Annotated in this window: 19 protein-coding genes and 1 pseudogene; 12 read left to right on the top strand and 8 right to left on the bottom strand. The window is 45.1% G+C overall.

Annotated features, from left to right (window positions below; genetic code table 11):
* Window positions 1–125: 125 nt before the first annotated feature.
* On the bottom strand, window positions 126–1289 hold the full coding sequence (locus tag G4V62_RS17305; protein ID WP_165204644.1) for an MFS transporter: 1164 nt from the start codon (window positions 1287–1289) through the stop codon (window positions 126–128).
* A 376-nt stretch (window positions 1290–1665) separates the two neighbouring features.
* Here G4V62_RS17305 and G4V62_RS17300 point away from each other — a divergent pair, with 376 nt between their 5' ends.
* Complete coding sequence (locus G4V62_RS17300; RefSeq protein ID WP_165204642.1) at window positions 1666–1983, top strand: DUF3784 domain-containing protein; 318 nt, start codon at window positions 1666–1668, stop codon at window positions 1981–1983.
* Between the two features lie 258 nt (window positions 1984–2241).
* Here G4V62_RS17300 and G4V62_RS17295 read toward each other — a convergent pair whose 3' ends face one another.
* Together G4V62_RS17295 and G4V62_RS17290 are read right to left on the bottom strand one after the other, a co-directional pair.
* Complete coding sequence (locus G4V62_RS17295) at window positions 2242–2814, bottom strand: DUF294 nucleotidyltransferase-like domain-containing protein (RefSeq protein ID WP_165204640.1); 573 nt, start codon at window positions 2812–2814, stop codon at window positions 2242–2244.
* Between the two features lie 24 nt (window positions 2815–2838).
* Window positions 2839–4155, bottom strand: coding sequence for an ammonium transporter (locus G4V62_RS17290; protein WP_165204638.1), 1317 nt, complete (start codon window positions 4153–4155; stop codon window positions 2839–2841).
* A 177-nt stretch (window positions 4156–4332) separates the two neighbouring features.
* Between G4V62_RS17290 and G4V62_RS17285 the strand changes: the two genes are divergently transcribed.
* The 3 genes from G4V62_RS17285 to G4V62_RS17275 all read left to right on the top strand — a co-directional run bounded on the left by G4V62_RS17285 (window position 4333) and on the right by G4V62_RS17275 (window position 7974).
* Window positions 4333–4494: a hypothetical protein gene (locus G4V62_RS17285; protein ID WP_165204636.1), complete on the top strand. Its 162-nt coding sequence runs from the start codon at window positions 4333–4335 to the stop codon at window positions 4492–4494.
* A 169-nt stretch (window positions 4495–4663) separates the two neighbouring features.
* Window positions 4664–6433, top strand: a complete 1770-nt coding sequence (locus tag G4V62_RS17280; RefSeq protein WP_165204634.1) for a sensor histidine kinase — start codon at window positions 4664–4666, stop codon at window positions 6431–6433.
* Between the two features lie 5 nt (window positions 6434–6438).
* Window positions 6439–7974: a response regulator transcription factor gene (locus G4V62_RS17275; protein ID WP_165204632.1), complete on the top strand. Its 1536-nt coding sequence runs from the start codon at window positions 6439–6441 to the stop codon at window positions 7972–7974.
* Window positions 7975–8168: 194 nt separating this feature from the next.
* Here the strand turns inward: G4V62_RS17275 and G4V62_RS17270 are convergent, their stop codons facing one another.
* From G4V62_RS17270 to G4V62_RS20090, 3 genes are read right to left on the bottom strand one after another with little or no spacing between them, the layout of a single operon-like run.
* On the bottom strand, window positions 8169–8738 hold the full coding sequence (locus G4V62_RS17270; RefSeq protein WP_165204630.1) for a manganese catalase family protein: 570 nt from the start codon (window positions 8736–8738) through the stop codon (window positions 8169–8171).
* A 28-nt stretch (window positions 8739–8766) separates the two neighbouring features.
* The gene (locus G4V62_RS17265; protein ID WP_165204628.1) at window positions 8767–9042 is read right to left on the bottom strand and encodes a spore coat protein CotJB; all 276 of its coding nucleotides are present in this window, start codon (window positions 9040–9042) and stop codon (window positions 8767–8769) included.
* On the bottom strand, window positions 9039–9272 hold the full coding sequence (locus G4V62_RS20090; protein WP_165204626.1) for a spore coat associated protein CotJA: 234 nt from the start codon (window positions 9270–9272) through the stop codon (window positions 9039–9041). The genes G4V62_RS17265 and G4V62_RS20090 overlap by 4 nt, the downstream gene beginning before the upstream one ends.
* 309 nt (window positions 9273–9581) lie before the next feature.
* Here G4V62_RS20090 and G4V62_RS17255 point away from each other — a divergent pair.
* From G4V62_RS17255 to G4V62_RS17230, 8 genes and pseudogenes are all read left to right on the top strand, one after another.
* Window positions 9582–10471 (top strand): annotated as a pseudogene (locus tag G4V62_RS17255) (ABC transporter permease).
* Between the two features lie 17 nt (window positions 10472–10488).
* Entirely contained in the window at window positions 10489–11397 is a 909-nt protein-coding gene (locus G4V62_RS17250) for a carbohydrate ABC transporter permease (protein ID WP_312855532.1), read from the top strand.
* A 54-nt stretch (window positions 11398–11451) separates the two neighbouring features.
* Window positions 11452–11673 (top strand): hypothetical protein, encoded by a 222-nt coding sequence (locus G4V62_RS20705; protein ID WP_312855531.1) that lies wholly within the window; start codon window positions 11452–11454, stop codon window positions 11671–11673.
* Window positions 11619–12464 carry a hypothetical protein gene (locus G4V62_RS20700; RefSeq protein WP_312855530.1) on the top strand — a complete coding sequence of 282 codons (846 nt, stop codon included), beginning with the start codon at window positions 11619–11621 and terminating at the stop codon, window positions 12462–12464. The genes G4V62_RS20705 and G4V62_RS20700 overlap by 55 nt, the downstream gene beginning before the upstream one ends.
* Complete coding sequence (locus tag G4V62_RS20695; protein WP_312855529.1) at window positions 12452–12913, top strand: DUF3502 domain-containing protein; 462 nt, start codon at window positions 12452–12454, stop codon at window positions 12911–12913. The genes G4V62_RS20700 and G4V62_RS20695 overlap by 13 nt, the downstream gene beginning before the upstream one ends.
* Window positions 12914–13078: 165 nt before the next feature.
* Complete coding sequence (locus tag G4V62_RS17240) at window positions 13079–15784, top strand: alpha-mannosidase (RefSeq protein WP_165204624.1); 2706 nt, start codon at window positions 13079–13081, stop codon at window positions 15782–15784.
* A gap of 27 nt (window positions 15785–15811) precedes the next feature.
* Window positions 15812–17098, top strand: coding sequence for a glycoside hydrolase family 125 protein (locus G4V62_RS17235; protein ID WP_165204622.1), 1287 nt, complete (start codon window positions 15812–15814; stop codon window positions 17096–17098).
* 106 nt (window positions 17099–17204) lie between these two features.
* Window positions 17205–17966, top strand: a complete 762-nt coding sequence (locus G4V62_RS17230; protein ID WP_165204620.1) for a class I SAM-dependent methyltransferase — start codon at window positions 17205–17207, stop codon at window positions 17964–17966.
* 165 nt (window positions 17967–18131) lie between these two features.
* On the opposite strand, the gene G4V62_RS17225 is transcribed toward G4V62_RS17230, so the two are convergent.
* Window positions 18132–18815: an LrgB family protein gene (locus tag G4V62_RS17225; RefSeq protein ID WP_165204618.1), complete on the bottom strand. Its 684-nt coding sequence runs from the start codon at window positions 18813–18815 to the stop codon at window positions 18132–18134.
* Window positions 18799–19176, bottom strand: coding sequence for a CidA/LrgA family holin-like protein (locus G4V62_RS17220; RefSeq protein WP_165204616.1), 378 nt, complete (start codon window positions 19174–19176; stop codon window positions 18799–18801). The genes G4V62_RS17225 and G4V62_RS17220 overlap by 17 nt, the downstream gene beginning before the upstream one ends.
* Window positions 19177–19313 lie beyond the last annotated feature (137 nt).

Here is a 19313-nt window from a genome sequence, read left to right as displayed (position 1 = left end):
CAGCGAGCCAGAGCTGGACAACAAAGAAATGCGGAGCGGTGCACGCTTAGAAACGGAGAACAGAACATCACCTGACCGGGAAATGGATTTCCACATTTCTCAATCTGCTCTGACCGACCGGAACCTTACATAGCCTCTTCTGAACCTTTAGACCTCTGTAAATCGCCTGTTTGGATAATCGCAAAAAGCATGATGGCGATAATAACGGCGACACCGATAAATGCGGATTGATAATCGTTCGACACATCAAGAATAAAACCAAAAATCAATGGTCCTGTTGCGCCTAATAAAAAGCCGCCGAATTGCATTTGTGCAGACCATGACGTCGCCTCCGCCACACTTCTCGCCTCCGCTAAAGGGATCAGTAATGCAAGCGGGAAAAGTCCCCCCGCGCCGAAGCCTAAAAAGACCGTCGCAACCCACGGAGAGCCATTTGAAAAAATAAAGATGAGCCCAATGATTTCTGAGAAGCTACAAATCAAAAGCCACATTTTGCGATGGCCCCACCGATCGACAACGGTCGGCAGAATAAAGCTCACAGGAATTTGAATCGAGGCAAATACCATAAGGACAAAACCAGATTGTGAGTAACTCATGCCAATCGACTGCACATAGGGAGCGAGCCAGGCGGTGATTGTATAAAAGACCGCGGAGACACTTCCCAGTAAAAGCATGAGCATATATACTTTTGGATTTGTCACCCGCATTGAAGGTCTAGCGAGCTTCACCTGCTTTTTCTCCCCTTTCACTAATAAAGGGATTAAAAGCAGCACACCTGCAAAAGCAAGCCAGCCCCAAAAACTTAACGATAAAGACCAAGACTCATTCATCCAGTTAAATAAAGGAATAGAAAAGCTGGCGGCCACCGCAGCGCCAATGGTCATAGAGACAGAATACACACTCATGACACTCAGCTTATGCGGAAAATACTTTTTGACAAAGCCTGCAATGAGCGGACCTGCAATCCCGATCCCGACACCCGAGAAAAATGAGGTCGCAATAAATAGCCAGCTGCTCTCTACAACTGCCCGCGCCAATGTGGCGACACAAATCAGCGCCATCGCACCAAGCAGTGATTTCTCAACGCCAAAACGATGACTTAGCTGAATGGATAACAATGAAAATATGCCCATACAAACGACAGGAAGCGTCGTTAGCAAGCTAGCAACAACACTGCTCATGCCCAATTCGATTTGAATGACATCAAGCAACGGACCGACCGACGTTATCGCAGGCCTTAAACTTAAAGATAATACAAAGATGACAAGCACTAGATAAATATAGCGCACGATACGACGCCTCCCTTCCCATATGGTTGAAAAATGGTTGTGTTATAGTAAAATGTATGCTCTAAACTGCAAAGGATTGGTGTATGATTGTTTTAAGTCATAGAGTTCAGAACGTGTAACACGGATTGTATCATATCCAAAACGATCACAGCCGTTTAAAAGGTTGGAAGGCAACCATTCGATCATGTGGCAAAAAAATACCCTGCCCAATATAATAGTTAGTATCACTGCTTAGAGATCGTTAAATACTTTAGCGATAGAAGTAAAATCATTGTAGAGAGACCTCTATTTCCAATGAAAGAAATGTATGTTTATTAAGAGCGGAAAAATATAAAGCGCTCGCTTTCTTAACCAACAGAGAAGGAGGTCGCTTGTTTTGGGAGTAGCTATTCTTATAATTGCAATACCTTTCATCATCTTTGCTATAACGCTATCGAAAGGAAAAGGAGCCTCCATACTCGCAGGTTATAACACTATGCCTGACCATAAAAAGGCTCAATACGATGAAGTAGCGTTGTGCAAGTTTATGGGTAAAATCATGTATGGCATTAGCTTTAGCATTCTATTATTTGCTTTAAGTGAGCTGTTGGAAAATCAAGTGATCTTTATGATTGGTCTTATGTTATTTTTGTCACTGCTTATTTTTACATTGGTGTATGCGAATACGAGAAACAGATTTAAAAAGAAAGTTTGAAGATTAGTGAATGCATCAAAGAGTCAACATCAACAATAATGATGAACTTAGCCTTAGGTATAGACAGCTTCACTAGACGGTGGCAATTCGTCAAAATGTTTATGGCATCAATCATAGCAAATATAACTGACATACCAACTCAATGCAGCGTGTCAACCACTCTCCGACGAAACACCGCCTGTAAGACTGCTGTTTCTTTAATGTGCAAATTTCCGCTATACAATCCGTACTCCTCTGATACAATCTGCTCAAAGACATTCAAAGTATTTTTCCATTTTCCTCCATTCGGCACAGCAACCGAGGCTCACATTGGACACGTTTATAAACAAAATGCTTCAGCCGACGCAACAACATTTCATCTCCGTACAACGAACGCCCATCTAGAAAAATGAGTAAATGACGCACCGTTTCCCATGATGCTCTGTTCATCCATTCCTCGATCGCCTCGCTCCATTGACTTTCAGAGCAACACCATTGGGGGTTGGAACTCATTACGTTGCCATTGCAATATGGATAGCCGAGTGAATGTAATCCGGCACTAATTTCCTCTCCAAGCCGCAAAAAAGATTCCTTTGCATTGTCATTTGTATAAATGAAGCCATGGTCTTGATCGGTCATCAAAGCGTGTTCTTTTCGCCCGGCACTTCCCATCACAAACCAGCAAAAGCGAGTCGGTGGAGGACCTTTCTTTTGAGAAAGACGGCGGAGGGCTACTTCCACCGTCTTGATAAATACGTCATCATGAAGTGAACTGAGCCGCTCAGGTTGATCTCCGCTCTCTGCAATAGACTCATCACGAAAATGTCTAATCTCTTCATACGTCCTCACCATGGATGGTCACCCTTCATGTTTGCCCTAGCCATGGACAGATTTATTTTCCAAAGGAACTTGCTCATTTGTCGGAGGAGCGATAAATGCTTCCTGTTCACGCAGCTTCATTGCTTCTGGATAACCGTAGCTTCCGTGCTCCGCCATATCTAAACCGATCATCTCCTCTTCCTCCGTCACACGCAAGCCACCAAGAAAGATTTTAAGAATAAACAGAATGACGATGGAACCTACAAACGCATATAGTGCGGAAGCGCCGACCCCTAGTGTCTGTACACCAAGCTGTTCAAAACCACCACCGTAGAAAAGTCCCGCTTGACCGCCATTCGCTGCTGCCAATTCCGGTGTCGCAAACAACCCTGTCGATAACGTTCCCCAGACGCCTGCCAGTCCATGTACAGATAAAGCAAAAATCGGATCGTCAATGTTAAATTTTTCAAACATCTTGATGCTGTAGTACACGAGGATGCCAGCGATCAAACCGATCACAATCGACCCAAGCGGAGACACAAATGCACATGAAGCCGTAATGGCAACAAGCCCTGCCAACGCACCGTTCAAGATGGTCGGAACATCGGCTTTACCTGTACTCAACCACGACACTGCTAACGCACCGATCGCACCAACACCCGCTGCCAAATTCGTCATTAAAGCAACATAACCGAAAAACCCATTCTCTACACTTAGAGTACTTCCCGCGTTAAACCCGAACCAGCCGATCCAAAGAATGAGAACCCCAAGCGACGTGAACACTTGATTGTGACCAAATAGTGCATTGGGTGATCCATCTTTATTGTATTTACCTAAGCGTGGCTTTAACATGAGCGTTGCGGCAAATGCTGCCATCGCCCCTGTCAGATGGACAACGGTGGAACCGGCAAAATCTTGCTTCCCATGCTCAGATAACCAGCCACCTCCCCAGATCCAGTGCGCAACCACTGGATAGATGAACATTGAAAAGAGCACCGCAAATAGGATATAAACAGAGAATTTGGCGCGCTCAGCAAAGCCGCCAAATGCGACCGTCAGTGAAATCCCCGCAAAGGCCATTTGAAAAAGAAAGAAAGCCTCTCCGCCGACGCCCACACCTAAATCACCACCAGGATAGAAAAATTCCGAAAAACCAATCCAGCCGTTACTTGTACCGAAAATCAACCCGTACCCGACCGCCCAAAAAACGAGCGCGCCAATACCAAGCGTAAAAATGGTCTTTGCAGCAATATGTCCCGCATTCTTCATGCGCGTTGAACCCGCTTCTAGCATAATAAACCCCGCCTGCATGAAAATGACGAGCACCGCTCCAATGACAACCCAAAGTGTGTTGACCGCCTGTATCATCTCCATCGAACCAACCCTTTCCGTTTTTTGTTTGTTTCTGTATACAAAGGAAATGTTGGTTTTACTTTACCTTGATTCATTTGCAAAATATCGATTGACGTCACATTTGTTTACACATTATTTTCAAATGCTCAAAATAAAAAACCGTTATGCAGCGAATGCATGACGGAGAGTGTAAACAAAATGAGCAATAACCGAATACCTGGTGAGCAAACTTACCTCGTCCTGACAAATGCAGATTCTAATATGGAAATAGGCAAATCTGAGAATACTGAACGGGTAACGACGATTAAATTCCCAACGAAGCGCGCCATTGAATCCCAACCGAATCTTATCCCAAAATAACTCCTTTACGAGCTTTGCAAAAACTGAAAGCGTAATAATCTCACACCTACACGAGCAGCACTTTTCCATGACGATCAAAAGGGTTTACATGACTGACAGGTTGACAATGTAGCCATTTTACACGTATTTTACTCTCAGAGGCATTGACATCGAATGGGAGGGCTTCTCGATGAGACAAAAGCTGCACGAATGGTTTAATTCATTAATACTACAAAAACTTTTCAATAAGGTCATCATGATTTCCTCGGGCATCCTCATTACAATGCTCTTTCTCTTAGCCTATGTTTTAGACAGTGCGATGTCGAACCAAACTGAACAGAGGCTAACAGAAGTAAATGACAACATGGTGGCTGATGTCAGTGACTATATTACGTCACAGCAGCAGTTAACGTCTTCCATCACACAACAGCTTTATATGGACACCGTTCTTTATCAAGATGTCACGAGATTTTTAACCCTTCCCTATGCACAATACCTTGAGGAACGGTTGCGTGCCTTTGCCTCAGACAACTCTTCTGTTGCAAATAATAATATTCTTCGTTTTGTTACCCAATCGTTGGAACGCCATCGTGATATTGACGCCATCGCTTTTCAAAGCACGAAAAACAACCAGTTATATATTCAGCAGCAATACCAGCAAAAGATCTTACACGCCCCTTCCGAACAGCTAAAAGGTCCTTTTTTGACAAATCGTCCGACAGACTTCATTCCATCGGACGAGCTTGGTCTTCCTGAACAACAGTATTTACTGTACCATTTGCCGATTAACGAGAAGATAAACAATGAAATGGTCGGCTCCATGTTTGTATTATTTTCAAAAAGTGAATTTGCCACGTTACACGAAGAATATGACAGCCGCCTTAAAAATGAGCTTTATATCTATGCTCCTTCCGGTGACTTGTCGTACACGACCAGATCGAAAGCGCCTTCACTCTCTGAAACCCAGCTTCTCGGTTTATCCGACGATTCGATCACTTCTATACAGACGCTTTCAGGATCAGGAATCGTCGTCGCCGGCGTCGTTCCTAAGGACATCATCGTCGATGCACTTGCGCCCACGCGCATACGTACGTACGGGGTAGCTGTTATTTTAAGTATTCTCGCGATTTTGCTGACATTTATCATTATTCGCAGGTATTCAAAACGGACGGAACAAATTGTTAAGGCGATGAGAGAGGTACAGCGAGGGAATTTAAATAGTCGGATTGAAACAAAAGGTGATCACGACGAGCTTGATTGGATTGCCAGCTCATTTAATTTAATGTTGAATGACTTGCAAAAGTACGTGAAGCAAGTATACATTGCCGAAATCAAACAGAAAGAAGCCGAGCTTGTTGCTCTTCAATCACAGATCAGCCCGCATTTTTTATACAATACGTTAGAAGCCATCCGTATGAAGGCAGTGGCACAAGGCGCAAAAGACGCTGGCGAGATGATGTATTTAATGTCCAACCTTTTAAAGCGTTCGTTAAAGCAAAGGATGCACATCACTTTGCGCGAGGAATTGGACAACTGTCAAACATACTTGGACCTTTTTCAGTTTCGTTATCAAGGACGGATCGATTATACGATTGATGCAAGTGCTGAAGCGCTCCTTTGTATGACATTTAAGCTGTCATTACAACCGATCGTTGAAAACTATGTCCTGCACGGTTTTGATCCCTCCCGCCGCGATAATCGATTGACGATTACCGCAGTCATCATTGACAATAGATATGTCAATATCGACGTTGAAGATAATGGCAGAGGCATTGAACGTGATACATTGAAAGCGTTACGATCGCAGTTAAAACACGGTGGTCCGAGCGAGTCTCTTGGCCTTGCAAATATACAAGAACGCATTCAGGCGATGCACGGAAGCGAATACGGCTTATCTGTCGAAAGTCAGCCAGGCGTTAAAACGTGCATCAATATCCAATGGCCCGTTCAAAAGGAGTGATACCGATGTACCGAGTCTTTTTTGTCGATGATGAACCATTAATTTTAGAAGGCCTGTCCCATATCATTGAATGGGAAGCCCTTGACTTTGAAATCATTGGTCAGGCGGAAAATGGTGCGGAAGCCTGGCACACCTTACAGGAGATGTCAGAGCCGCCCCACGTGTTAATTACGGATATCATGATGCCAAAAATGAACGGGCTCGAATTGTTACGCCTCGTCAAGCAAAAGTGGCCAGAGACGAAATGCATTATTTTAAGTGGCTATGAAGAATTTGCCTATATTAAAGAGGGGATGACTTTAGGGATTGAAAATTATTTGCTAAAGCCGATTCACCGGGAAGAACTGCTTTCGACAATCGAACACTGTGCGCTGCAGCTAGACTTAAATACACCGGAAGTAACTTCTGATACGGGTGAAGAGCAAATGCTCCTTGATGCAGTGCTTCACCGCTGGGTCACTCGACAAATTGACGCTCACGCATTAAAGGAACGGCTTGCGCTTACGCAACCATCAGTCAATCAGGATGGTGTTTTCACTATCACTGTTGCCAGAGCGCAGAGCACAGTTAACGACATCACATGGGGAGATATTCAGCCACACAATGCCTTTATTTTTCAAGATTTTGAAGGGGACTGGATTCTGTTATTTCATTGGACCTCTTCTTCACACGCAAAAGCGTATCGTGCTAGTATTGAACAGTTTTACCACGTATTACGCCAACGCACAAATGCAGACTGGTTTTTAACAACCGGCTCGATCGTTTCGTTAGAGAATGTACCTGACAGCTACGAGCAAGCGAAGAAAATGCAGGACTATTATTTAGTATTTGAAGACGCGCGTTTGTTGTTTGAAGAAGATATCGCTGCTGATAATCGTAGCTTTCAAGAGATACATGTTGACTTCCACGCCTTTTCTAAGCATTTACTCGATCGGCAGCCGGAAGAAGCTATATGCTTAATGCACGATAGCTTTCAAAAAGTCCATGATTCAGGCAATGCCACACCGCTACACATTCGCAACCTAGCTGTTGAATTTCTCTTTCAAACGAGTATGGCTCTTAATGATGCCTCCCTAGATGTCAGAAGCCAGATCGATTACCCAAGTACACTATCTTCTTTAATGAGACTGCAAACGACGCGAGAGATTATTTCATTTTTGGAAGACAAGATCCGCGAGCAAAATAAACAGTTTTATAACATGCCTGACGGAATTTCCCCCGTTGTCTATGAAACCGTCCGAACGGTTCGAGGTCACTACCACGAAGATTTGTCACTGCAAATGCTCGGACAAAAGCAAAACATTAACGCCACTTACCTCGGCCAGCTTTTTCACAAGGAAATGGGACAAACATTCTCAGCATACTTGAACGAGCAGCGCATCAATCGGGCACGCGAACTCTTACTGACGACGAATTTGAGTGCAGCAGATATCGGTTGTCAGGTCGGATATCGAGATAAAGCACATTTTTATCGCCAGTTTAAAAAAGGTTTTGGTGTATCCCCAGCAAAGTTTCGGACAAAATTTCGATCTGCTGAATAACATTCATTAAACAAATGAGTTTTGCCAGGTTCACCTTATCGTTCCCACTCATCGAACCTTCGCATACTTCATACTCGAATAGCGCTCTTAACCCGGGCTAAAAGTATCATTATAACGAAATAAAGTGCGGACGAAGCCAAAGGTGACTTAGTCTGCACTCCCATGTTCAGGAAACATTTCTCATCCATTGCACGTTAAAATATTTTTTTCCGATCGCGTTCTTCTTTTAAAATTTCCACTGCTTCACGGAAGCGTTGGGAATGAATGACTTCCCTTTCACGCAGAAAAGCGAGGCTGTCGTTTAAATCCGTGTCATCGGACATATCGATAATCCATTGATATGTGGCTCTTGCTTTTTCCTCAGCAGCAATATCCTCATACAGATCAGCAATTGGGTCACCCTTGGCGGCGACATAAGAAGCCGTCCACGGTACGCCTGATGCATTCGTGTAAAATAAGGCGCCATCATGATTCGCGTAGTGTTCTCCCAATCCAGCGGCTTTCATCTGCTCAGGTGTGGCATCCTTTGTCAGCTTATACACCATTGTCGCGATCATTTCCAAATGAGCAAATTCTTCGGTCCCAATATCCGTCAACAAGCCTATAACCTGTTCGGGAATTGTGTATCGTTGATTTAAATAACGCAACGCCGCAGAAAGCTCCCCGTCTGCGCCTCCGTATTGTTCGATCAAATACTTTGCGAGCGTAGGATTACAAGTGCTTACTTTGACTGGGTATTGGAGCTTTTTTTCATAGAGCCACATCAAGCTACCTCCTTGAATAATTCATTTCTTAAATTTCCCAAGGCCATGGTGACGATGACCACTTCCACGGCTCTGCTGAAGGAGTCGCCCCGAATTGAAGCAACGGACCGTAATATTTCTCCACGTCGGCTTTGACCTTTTGCCGATGCGCCGAAAAAGCCTGAAATTGCTCCCACGCTTGAGCGTCCCACGGATGCGTATCTAAATAAAGTGTCAGTTCAACAAGAACAAAATCGGTCGCCTGCAGCTTCTCCATTGCCTTATAAAAGGCTGGCGGAAGCTCCCTCTGTTGTCCATGGCTCATGCTTCCTCACCCTCTCTGAACATCCCTTTTTTCGGAGGATATGGTGAATACAACGCCGGCCATAGCGTTCCATGTGCTAAAGCTTCCCTCGGCGAAAACTGTGGAAGCCCCGGCGGCTGGAACCCTAAGTACAAATTCGGTGGCGTCGAGTACCATTTGTACCGAATCGGGGGGCAAGGGGAAAACGGACTGGCATAGACTTCATACCATTTGACTTGAGAATGGCTCACACCTTCCCTCCTCTACAAAACGTCTTCCCTCCATCCTATTCACGAGGCAGATTATTTATCACCCTTGAGAATACGAATAATGTCGTGATTTTAGTGAGATCATATCCACCTAAAGTACGCTGTGCAAAAGACCTAAAAAATAACTACCTTTTCTATAATTTGTCTACTACTTGAAAACGGTTAAATGGCTTAAAGTAAAGATTGTAAAGAAAAAGTACGACGCTTTCTTATCTCGCATTATGCGAACCGCACGGGAAAGGAGGACCAATCTTGAAATCGTTTTTTAAAGACTTAAAACAGAATACCCCAATGCTTTTATTTGTTCTTCCAGGTACGATCTGGTTTCTCATTTTTGCCTATCTTCCTATGTTTGGAAGCGTAATCGCCTTTCAGGACTATCGGATTAGTCGAGGTGGTTTCTTTGAGAGCGTATTCAATAGTGAGTGGGTAGGATGGGAAAACTTCGAGTTTTTATTTTCAACCGATGATGCGTTCATCATTACGAGAAACACGCTTTTATACAACTTTGTATTTATCGTACTAGGCCTTGTCGTATCGGTCTTTTTGCCATTATCCTGAGTGAGTTAGCGAATAAAAAGCTGGCAAAAATTTATCAATCCGGAATGATTCTGCCTCATTTTCTATCTTGGGTTATCGTCGGTTACTTTACGTTTGCATTTTTAAGCGTAGACAAAGGTGTGATTAATCAGGTTATTACCTTCTTTGGTGGAGATCCTGTGCAATGGTATCAAGACCCGACATGGTGGCCACTGATTCTCATTTTCTTAAACACGTGGAAAACAGTCGGTTATTCTACAGTCATTTACTTAGCTGCGATTGTCGGTATTAGCCGTTCGTATTATGAAGCGGCGATGATTGATGGCGCCACAAAGTGGCAGCAGATCAAACACATTACTATACCAAGCATTACACCGTTGATGATCATTTTGACACTACTCAACATCGGGCAAATTTTCAGAGCAGACTTCGGCTTGTTTTACCAAATTCCGCGTGACTCAGGTCCACTCTATGACGTAACGAATGTCATTGATACGTATGTTTATCGAGGCTTAATGTCTATGGGTGACATCGGCATGAGTACCGCTGCCGGGCTTTACCAGTCCGTCGTGGGCTTTATCCTTGTGATGACTGTCAACTTAATTGTTCGCCGTATTGATAAAGACAGCGCATTATTCTAGAAAGGAGGCAGACATCAGTGGCTAAAAAAAATAAGCGAGACGTTAACGCTTTTTCACGCTTCTGGGAATTCATCTTTAACTTTATCGTCGGTATATTTGCGTTCATGTGTGTCTTTCCATTTGCCTTCGTCATTATCATCTCTTTTACGGATGAACAAACATTGGCACAAAATGGTTACAGTATTTTCCCAGAAAAATGGAGCCTGGCTGCTTATGAATACATTATTCAGTCCGGCGATCAGCTCGTTCAGTCTTACGGAGTAACGATCTTAGTTACTGTCGTTGGTACACTCATTAGTTTATTTTTAATATCAACTTTTTCTTATGCCATTTCACGAAGAGATTTTAAATATCGTAACTTCTTTTCTTTTCTAGCCTTTTTCACGATGCTATTTAACGGTGGCTTAGTGCCGACCTACATCGTCATCTCGCAGTTTCTTGGCTTAAAAAACAGTATTTGGGCGTTGATTTTCCCACTTGCCATTAATGCCTTTTATGTACTCGTCATGAGGACATTTTATCGGACAACCGTTCCTGAAGAGATGATCGAATCAGGAAAAATTGATGGCGCAGGAGAATTCCGGATCTTTTTCCAGCTCGTGCTACCGATTTCGCTGCCAGGTTTAGCGACAGTCGGACTGTTCAGTACACTCGCCTATTGGAATGACTGGTTTAATGCACTGCTTTATATTGACGACCCGTCACTCGTTCCACTCCAATCGATGCTCATGCGTATTGAAACGAGCATGCAGTTTATCGCGAGTAACTCCCAGCTTTCATCAAGTGTCGGCTTGCTGAGTTCTTTACCACAGGATACGGCACGTATGGCGATGGTTGTACTGGCTACAGGGCCAATTGTACTTGCCTACCCATTCTTCCAGCGTTATTTTGTTCAAGGGTTAACTGTCGGGTCTGTGAAGGAATAATTCACAGCCCGGCATTCCATTATATTCATTACTATATCTAAGGGGGAAACACATATGTCAGTCTTTTGGAAGCGCTCTAAAGGTTTGCTCATCGCATTGTTGGCTCTAGGCACAATTCTTGCCGGCTGTGGCGGCGGAGACTCTGCTGGTGGCAGCGAAGAGGACTCTTACGAATTAATTTGGTATACCGTTGGTGCACCACAAAAGACCATGATCTCGTCATGGAAGAAGTCAATAAGTATGTCAAAGACAAAATCGGCGTTACCATTGATATGAAATTAATCGATTTCGGTGACTACGATCAAAAAATGCAAGTTGTAACATCATCAGGTGAGCCGTATGATATTGCCTTTACTGCCTCTTACACGAACAACTATCTTCAAAACGTTTCAAAAGGAGCTTTCGTTGACATTACCGATATGCTCGAAACACATGGTCAAGGCATTGTAGAAGAATTAGACCCTGCATTCCTTGAAGGTTCAAAAGTAGACGGCCGCAACTACGCTATTCCTGCGAAAAAAGAAATCGCCCGTCAGCCTGTATGGCGTTTTAACGTGAACCAAGCAGAAGCACTTGGCGTAGATTATAGCGACGTTCAATCGATCGAAAGCCTTGAGCCGATTCTTGCCAAAGCAAAAGAAGCGGCACCGAGCATGTACCCACTTTCAATCGATAAAACTTTTACACCAGACACACCTTTTGACCCAGTAATTGAAGGTTTACCAGTCGGTGTGCCATTGGATACTGAAGACTACCAGATCGCAAACTACCTCGATACTGAAGAAACAATGAGCGTTCTAAACACATTGCACAGCTATTACCAAGCTGGCTATATCCGTCCAGATGCAGCGACGTATTCTGGTCAAGACACATTAAAATCAGGCAACTGGCTCGTTGACAAAGCAGACTACCAGCCAACGGCAGAAAAGCTATGGACAAGCTCTCTAGGCTATCCGATTGAAGTGAAGCCTGTACAAGACCAATCACGTTTAATACTTCAGTGCTTGGATCAATGCAAGCCATTTCTGTCACTTCTGAGCAGCCAGAAAAAGCGATGGAATTCTTAAACCTTGTCAACACAGACAAGTATTTGCGTAACTTAATTGACAGCGGTATTGAAGGTACGCACTACGAAAAAATCGATGAAAACACGATTAAAGACTTGCCAAGACAAACAGATTCGTATGACATGGCAACATTCTCTCTCGGAAATACGTTCTTAACGTATTTGAAGGAAAATGAACCGGCAGATAAGTGGGAGCAGTTCGAGAAGTTTAATGCCGAAGCAACAAACGCACCACTTTTAGGTTTCCATTTCGACGATTCTAACGTAAAAACGGAGCTTGCCGCAGTGAAGAACGTGAAAGAGGAATTCATGTCAGCTCTTTACACAGGTTCTGTAGACCCTGAGGAATTCGTTCCTGAAGCTGTTGAAAAAATGAACAAGGCTGGTTTAGATGTTGTCATTGAAGAAGCACAAAAGCAGCTTGATGAGTGGCTTGCAAACCAAGAATAACGACTTCTACGAGGAGGCGGGGAGGATGCCCCGCCTCCTTTTTCTATCAATATCGGCAAAAAAATGATTGATTCAGCTGAAAACATCTATATCGGTCATCGAGAAGATGATATACTTTTAATAACTAATCTCCATAATGATATATCAACCAGGAGGAGTACGATAATGAAGAAAACCGCCCACATTATTTCACATACACATTGGGATCGTGAGTGGTACATGCCGTACGAATATCACCACATGCGTTTAATCGACGTCATGGATACCTTGCTTGCCACATTAGATCAAGGAAATGGCTATGAAAGCTTTCATTTAGACGGGCAAACGTTAATGCTTGAAGACTATTTCCAAGTGCGTCCCGAAAATCGCGAACGCGTCGCCCGTTATATTCGCGAAGGTCGTATTCATATCGGACCGTGGTACATTTTACAGGATGAATTTTTAACGAGCAGTGAAGCGAATATCCGTAACTTACAAATTGGCCATCAAGATGCCGAAGCGTATGGTCGTATTTCCAAGCTCGGCTACTTCCCAGATTCATTTGGCAACATGGGACAAGCACCACAAATTTTAAAACAGGCTGGGATTGATACGGCTGCCTTTGGCCGTGGCGTTAAACCTACAGGCTTTAACAATATGGTCAGTGACGGCGATTTTGAATCCCCTTATTCGGAAATGCTTTGGCAATCTCCAGACGGTTCCCAAGTGCTCGGCATTTTATTTGCCAACTGGTATTCAAACGGAAACGAGATTCCGACCAACCGTGAGGAAGCGAAGGCCTTTTGGGAAGAAAAGCTACAAAGTGCTGAACGCTATGCTTCAACACCACACTTGTTGTATATGAACGGCTGCGACCACCAGCCCATTCAAACCGATTTGCCGGAAGCGATCGAAACAGCGAAGCTCCTCTACCCTGACATCGATTTTGTGCATAGTGATTTCGATGCGTACATGGAAGCAGTCAAGTCGACGGTTCCCGATGACTTGACGGTAATCGAAGGCGAATTACGCAGCCAACAGACCGACGGCTGGTATACGCTCGTGAACACAGCTTCCGCTCGTGTCTATTTGAAGCAAATGAACCAAGAAGTCCAAACGTTGCTCGAAAAAGGTGCCGAACCGCTTGCGGTCATGGCAAATGCGACTGGTATGACTTATCCGGATCACAAACTGCAATATGCATGGAAAACCTTGATGCAAAATCATCCGCATGACAGCATTTGCGGCTGTAGTGTAGATGAAGTTCACCGTGGCATGGTGACGCGCTTTGAAAACGCAAAGCATGTAGCGGAAACAGTTGTGCAAGAAAGCTTAACGGCGATTGCTGGGCACGTAGACGTCAGTGCCTTTTCCGACGACACGCACGCATTGCCATTCACTGTCGTCAACGGGACTGGGCATACAGCGCATGGTCCCGTCACCATTGACATAGAGGCAGCCAGCTGGCCGTTCTCCAATGGCGGTCCCGCTAAATCCGTGCAAGAGATGAAAAACTACGACCTGCCAACATTTCGTCTCGTCGATGATGCAGGTAACGAAGTACCTGCAACGATCACTGATGTAGGCGCACATTTTAATTACGACCTGCCAGACGATCGCTTCCGCCAGCCTTACGTCGCCCGCTACGTCTCTGTTACATTTGAAGCGAGCAACGTACCTGCCTTTGGTACTAAAGCGTACGCACTCGTTGCAGGAGCAAGTGAAAAACCTGCTCATACATCGTTGCTTTCTGGCACGAACACACTAGAAAACGACTACGTTCGTGCTGAAGTACAAACGGACGGATCACTGACAATCACCAACCTTGAGACAGGCAAAATCGTTGAAGGTGCCGGGGTGTACGAAAACTCTGGTGACATCGGCAATGAATACATTTTCAAAAAGCCAGAAGGAGAAACCCCGCTCACGACGAAAGGTCTAAAGGCTCAGGTGGCGATCGTTGAAGATACGCCGTACCAAGCGACGATTGAAGTCAACCACGCCTTTGAAGTGCCTGCGACAGCGGACGATACACTTGCTCAAGAAATCCAAGAGATCGTCGAATTCCGTCAGCGTAAAGCCCAGCGTGCCAAAGAAACGGTTGTCCTGCACATTACGACGCGCTACACGCTTAACCGTAATGACAAAGGCGTCCGCATTCATTCATCGTTTAATAATACAGCGAAGGATCATCGTTTGCGCATGCTCTTCCCGACAGACACGGATACCGATGTGCATTACGCCGACTCCATTTTTGAAGTCGCCAAACGAAATACGAATCCTGAGCCCGAGTGGGAGAATCCAAGCAATTGTCAGCATCAGCATGCCTTTGCGTCCGTTCATGACGAAAAAGACGGCATCACTGTCGCCAATAAAGGCTTAAATGAATACGAAGTGTTGCGCGATGGTCGGAATACGATTGCCGTCACACTCATTCGCAGCGTGCAAGAGCTTGGAGACTGGGGCGTCTTCCCGACACCGGAAGCGCAATGCCAAGGCGAACATTCTGCAGAGCTGATGGTCATTCCACATGCAGCCGATGAGTCTGTTGCTGCATACGTTGAAGCGTATCAGTTCCAAGCACCATTATTTGCAGTCCAGAATAAAGAAACGAAAGCAGCTGCATTGCCAGCAGTTCATCAATTCGTGACGTGGGATGGCAACGGGCTTGTCCACTCATCCTTAAAACAGGCGACGAACGGAGACTGGATGATTCGCTGGTTTAATCCAACAGCACAGCCAGTTCAGTTTGAAGTGACGGCTTCTGAGGGTAATAAGCTCTACAAGTCTAATGTCTTGGAAGAAAAATGTAGTGAAGCGACAAACCAAGTGTTCACAGCAACCGTTGGCCCATACGAAATTTTCACCGTCGGCATTCAAACAACATCATAAATTACGAGAAACGAGAGGAGATTTACGATGGCGAACATTCCTGCATCGATGGAAGCGTTAATTAAGGAAGTTAAGGACCACTTTTCTGACCAGCCAAAACTCGGCAACATGTTTGAAAATTGCTTTGTAAACACGTACGAAACGACTCTAAAGCCACACGACGACGGTAAAACATTTGTCATCACTGGCGATATCCCGGCCATGTGGCTACGCGATTCAGCAGCTCAAGTACGTCCATACTTGATTCTTGCAGAAAAAGACGAGCATTTCGCTCGTCTCGTTGAAGGTGTCGTTCGCAAACAGTTTGAGTACATTAACCACGACCCATATGCAAATGCGTTCAACGAAGAAGGAAACGGAAAAGGTCATCAGGCGGACGAAACAGACATGACCGATTGGATTTGGGAGCGAAAGTACGAAATTGACTCCCTCTGTTTCCCTGTTCAGCTAGCGTACCTGCTTTGGAAGGCAACGGACTCGACAGCTCACTTCGATGAAGACTTCAAAAACGGTGTCAGAAAAATTATTGACGTGTTCCGGGTCGAGCAATATCACGAGTCAAAATCGCCGTACCGCTTCGTCCGTCATGAGGATCGCCACAACGATACGTTAAGCCGTGACGGTAAAGGCGCGCTCGTCAAAGAAGGCATCGGCATGACATGGTCAGGCTTCCGTCCGAGTGACGACGCTTGTACGTACGGATACCTCGTCCCATCAAATATGTTTGCCGTTGTCATCTTACGCTACATTAAAGAAATTGCTGAAACTGTGCTAAACGACGAGCAACTTGCGACTGAAGCTTCTGCTTTAGCTAACGAAATTGACGGCAGCATTCAACAGCACGCGGTTATCCCACACGAAGGCTACAAGAGCGTCTATGCGTATGAAGTCGATGGCTTCGGTCAATTCAACTTCATGGATGACGCAAACGTCCCAAGTCTTTTAGCAGCACCATACCTTGGTTACTGCAGCGCAGATGACGAAACGTATGCGAATACACGTCAATTCCTGCTTAGCCACGGCAACCCAACATACTATGAAGGTGACGTCGCACGCGGCATCGGCAGCCCACACACGCCTCCACAATACATTTGGCACATTGCGCTCGCGATTCAAGGCTTAACCGCGACAAGTGATGAAGAGAAAAAAGAGATTTTAGAAATGTTCAAGCGTACCGACGCCGACACAAACCTCATGCACGAAGGCTTTCATGTCGACGATCCAGCGAAATTTACACGCCCTTGGTTCTCCTGGGCAAACTCCATGTTCAGCGAGTTTTTGCTCAGCTGCATGGGAAAAACCGTTAAAAAGTAACTTATGAAAAACTGCCCGTTTCGATGGGCAGTTTTTTGTATGTTCTTTCCAGAGCCCTCTATGTTATTCTTTTAAAAATACTGCTAAGAAAGGCGGACTTCGCTTTATGACCCACACGGATCAAAAATGGAACGCTTCACTTTACGATACGAAACATGCCTTTGTCTCACAATATGGAAGCTCGCTCATTGAATGGCTCCAGCCGAAAGCAGGAGAACACATCCTTGATGTTGGCTGTGGCACAGGCGACCTCTCGCACTCGATCGCTGCGACCGGGGCTCAAGTGACTGGAATAGACGCGTCTCGTGAGATGATTGAAGAAGCCAAAGAAAAATATCCAAAGCTTGCATTTTTCGTCGTCGATGCGCATGAGCTTCCATTTTCAGAACAGTTCGACGCTGTTTTTTCCAATGCTGCCTTGCACTGGATGCTACGCCCCTCTGCCGTTCTTACACACATCGCGAAAAGCTTAAAGCCTCAAGGGCGATTCGTCGCGGAATTCGGCGGGCAAGGAAACGTGGAAACCATCCGCACCGTCTTATTGAAACAATGTCATGCCCACGGCCTCACAAATGCCGAAGCCCCTTGGTACTTTCCGAGCATCGGTGAATATACGAGCCGCATGGAAAGCGCTGGCTTCGTCGTTACGCAAGCCGTTCTTTACGATCGCCCAACACCACTAAAAGGAGAGGACGGGCTCCAATCATGGATTCATATGTTCGCAGACGGCATTCTCTCACACACCGATACACAAACGACGATACAAATTATTAAGGCGACGGAACAGGAGTTAAAACCGCTCCTCTATGAAAATAACACTTGGACCGCCGACTATCGGAGGTTGAGGGTTACGGCTTATAAAGCGTAACGACGACGGCTCGCACCTGGTACTTTTTCCCGCGTGCCCTCTGCTGAACTCAAAGCTCTAGGCTAAAAAGTCCCACAAAATAGAGTGTAGACAAAGTCCTATCCTTCACTTTGTCTACACTCTCCAGCAGGACGATCAGCCGTACAGCCTTCGCTTTCTATGCTCTTAAAACCAAGCGTACAAGCCTTTGGTCAATAAAACCGTCAGCACCGAAGCAACAACGACCGTCAAAGAAGAAAAAGCGCCGGCAAGCTCACTCTCTTCGAAAGCCCGCGCTGTCCCGCTCCCATGCGCTCCCATGCCAAACATGAGACCAGTGGCCAAATCTGATCGCAAACGAAGCTTTTTCAACAGCCATGGACCGATCACAATACCTGTTAAACCTGTCATCGTCACATAGACCGCTGTCATCGTCGGGATGCCGCCGATATCCTCAGACACTCCCATCGCGATCGGCGTCGTGATTGAGCGCGGAATCATCGACTCGACAAAAGGCTCACCTAAACTGGCCAAGACAGCAAACAAAAAAGACGTAATGATCGCTGTGACACTACCTGCAAAAAGCGCAACACTAATTTCAACAGCATACGCTTTTAATAGAGACAATGATTTATACATCGGAATGGCAAATGCGACTGTGGCAGGACCAAGCATCGCTGACAGCCATTGTCCCCCCACCATAAACTCACTGTAAGGCACTTGAAAAAAAAGAATCAAGCATATCAACACCGCTGGGGTAACGATTAGAGGGTTTAATAATATAGAAGGTCTCCGCACATAGAGCCTTTTAGAACATGCATAGATTAATAGCGTTCCCGCAAAACCAAACACACTATAAACCACGCTCATAAGATCGCTTCTTTCTAACATACAAATAATCTGCCAGCATGCCTGTAATGACCATGACAAAGACCGTGCTGACGAGGACAACGAGTTCGGTTTTTACTCCCACCCAGCCAAACAGCTCAGGATAATCGACAACGCCAACTGTTGAAGGGACAAAAAATAGTAAGAGTTCAGCCAATAATACTGCCGCCCCCCGCTCAACCCACTGCAGCTTGATCCAGCCTAACTGCAAACAACAAAGTAACAATAAAAGACCGATAATACTTCCGGGCAGGAGCAACTGATACTGATTCGACAGCCACTCACCAACGACATAAAAACCGGCGATGATCGCCAATTGCCCAATAAGGGTGATGAAGTGCACGAAAACGCACCTTCTTACGATGATTATAAAACAATTTTTTTGATATAAATAACGCCAAGCAAACGCAAGTCTATTAAAGTATAAAACGCATGTCCTTGTCCTGCAAAGGAAAAACAATTCCGAACCTTTGCCATCTT

Source organism: Litoribacterium kuwaitense (assembly GCF_011058155.1).
Taxonomy (GTDB): domain Bacteria; phylum Bacillota; class Bacilli; order Bacillales; family DSM-28697; genus Litoribacterium; species Litoribacterium kuwaitense.
This window is presented reverse-complemented; position numbering and strand designations above follow the sequence as displayed.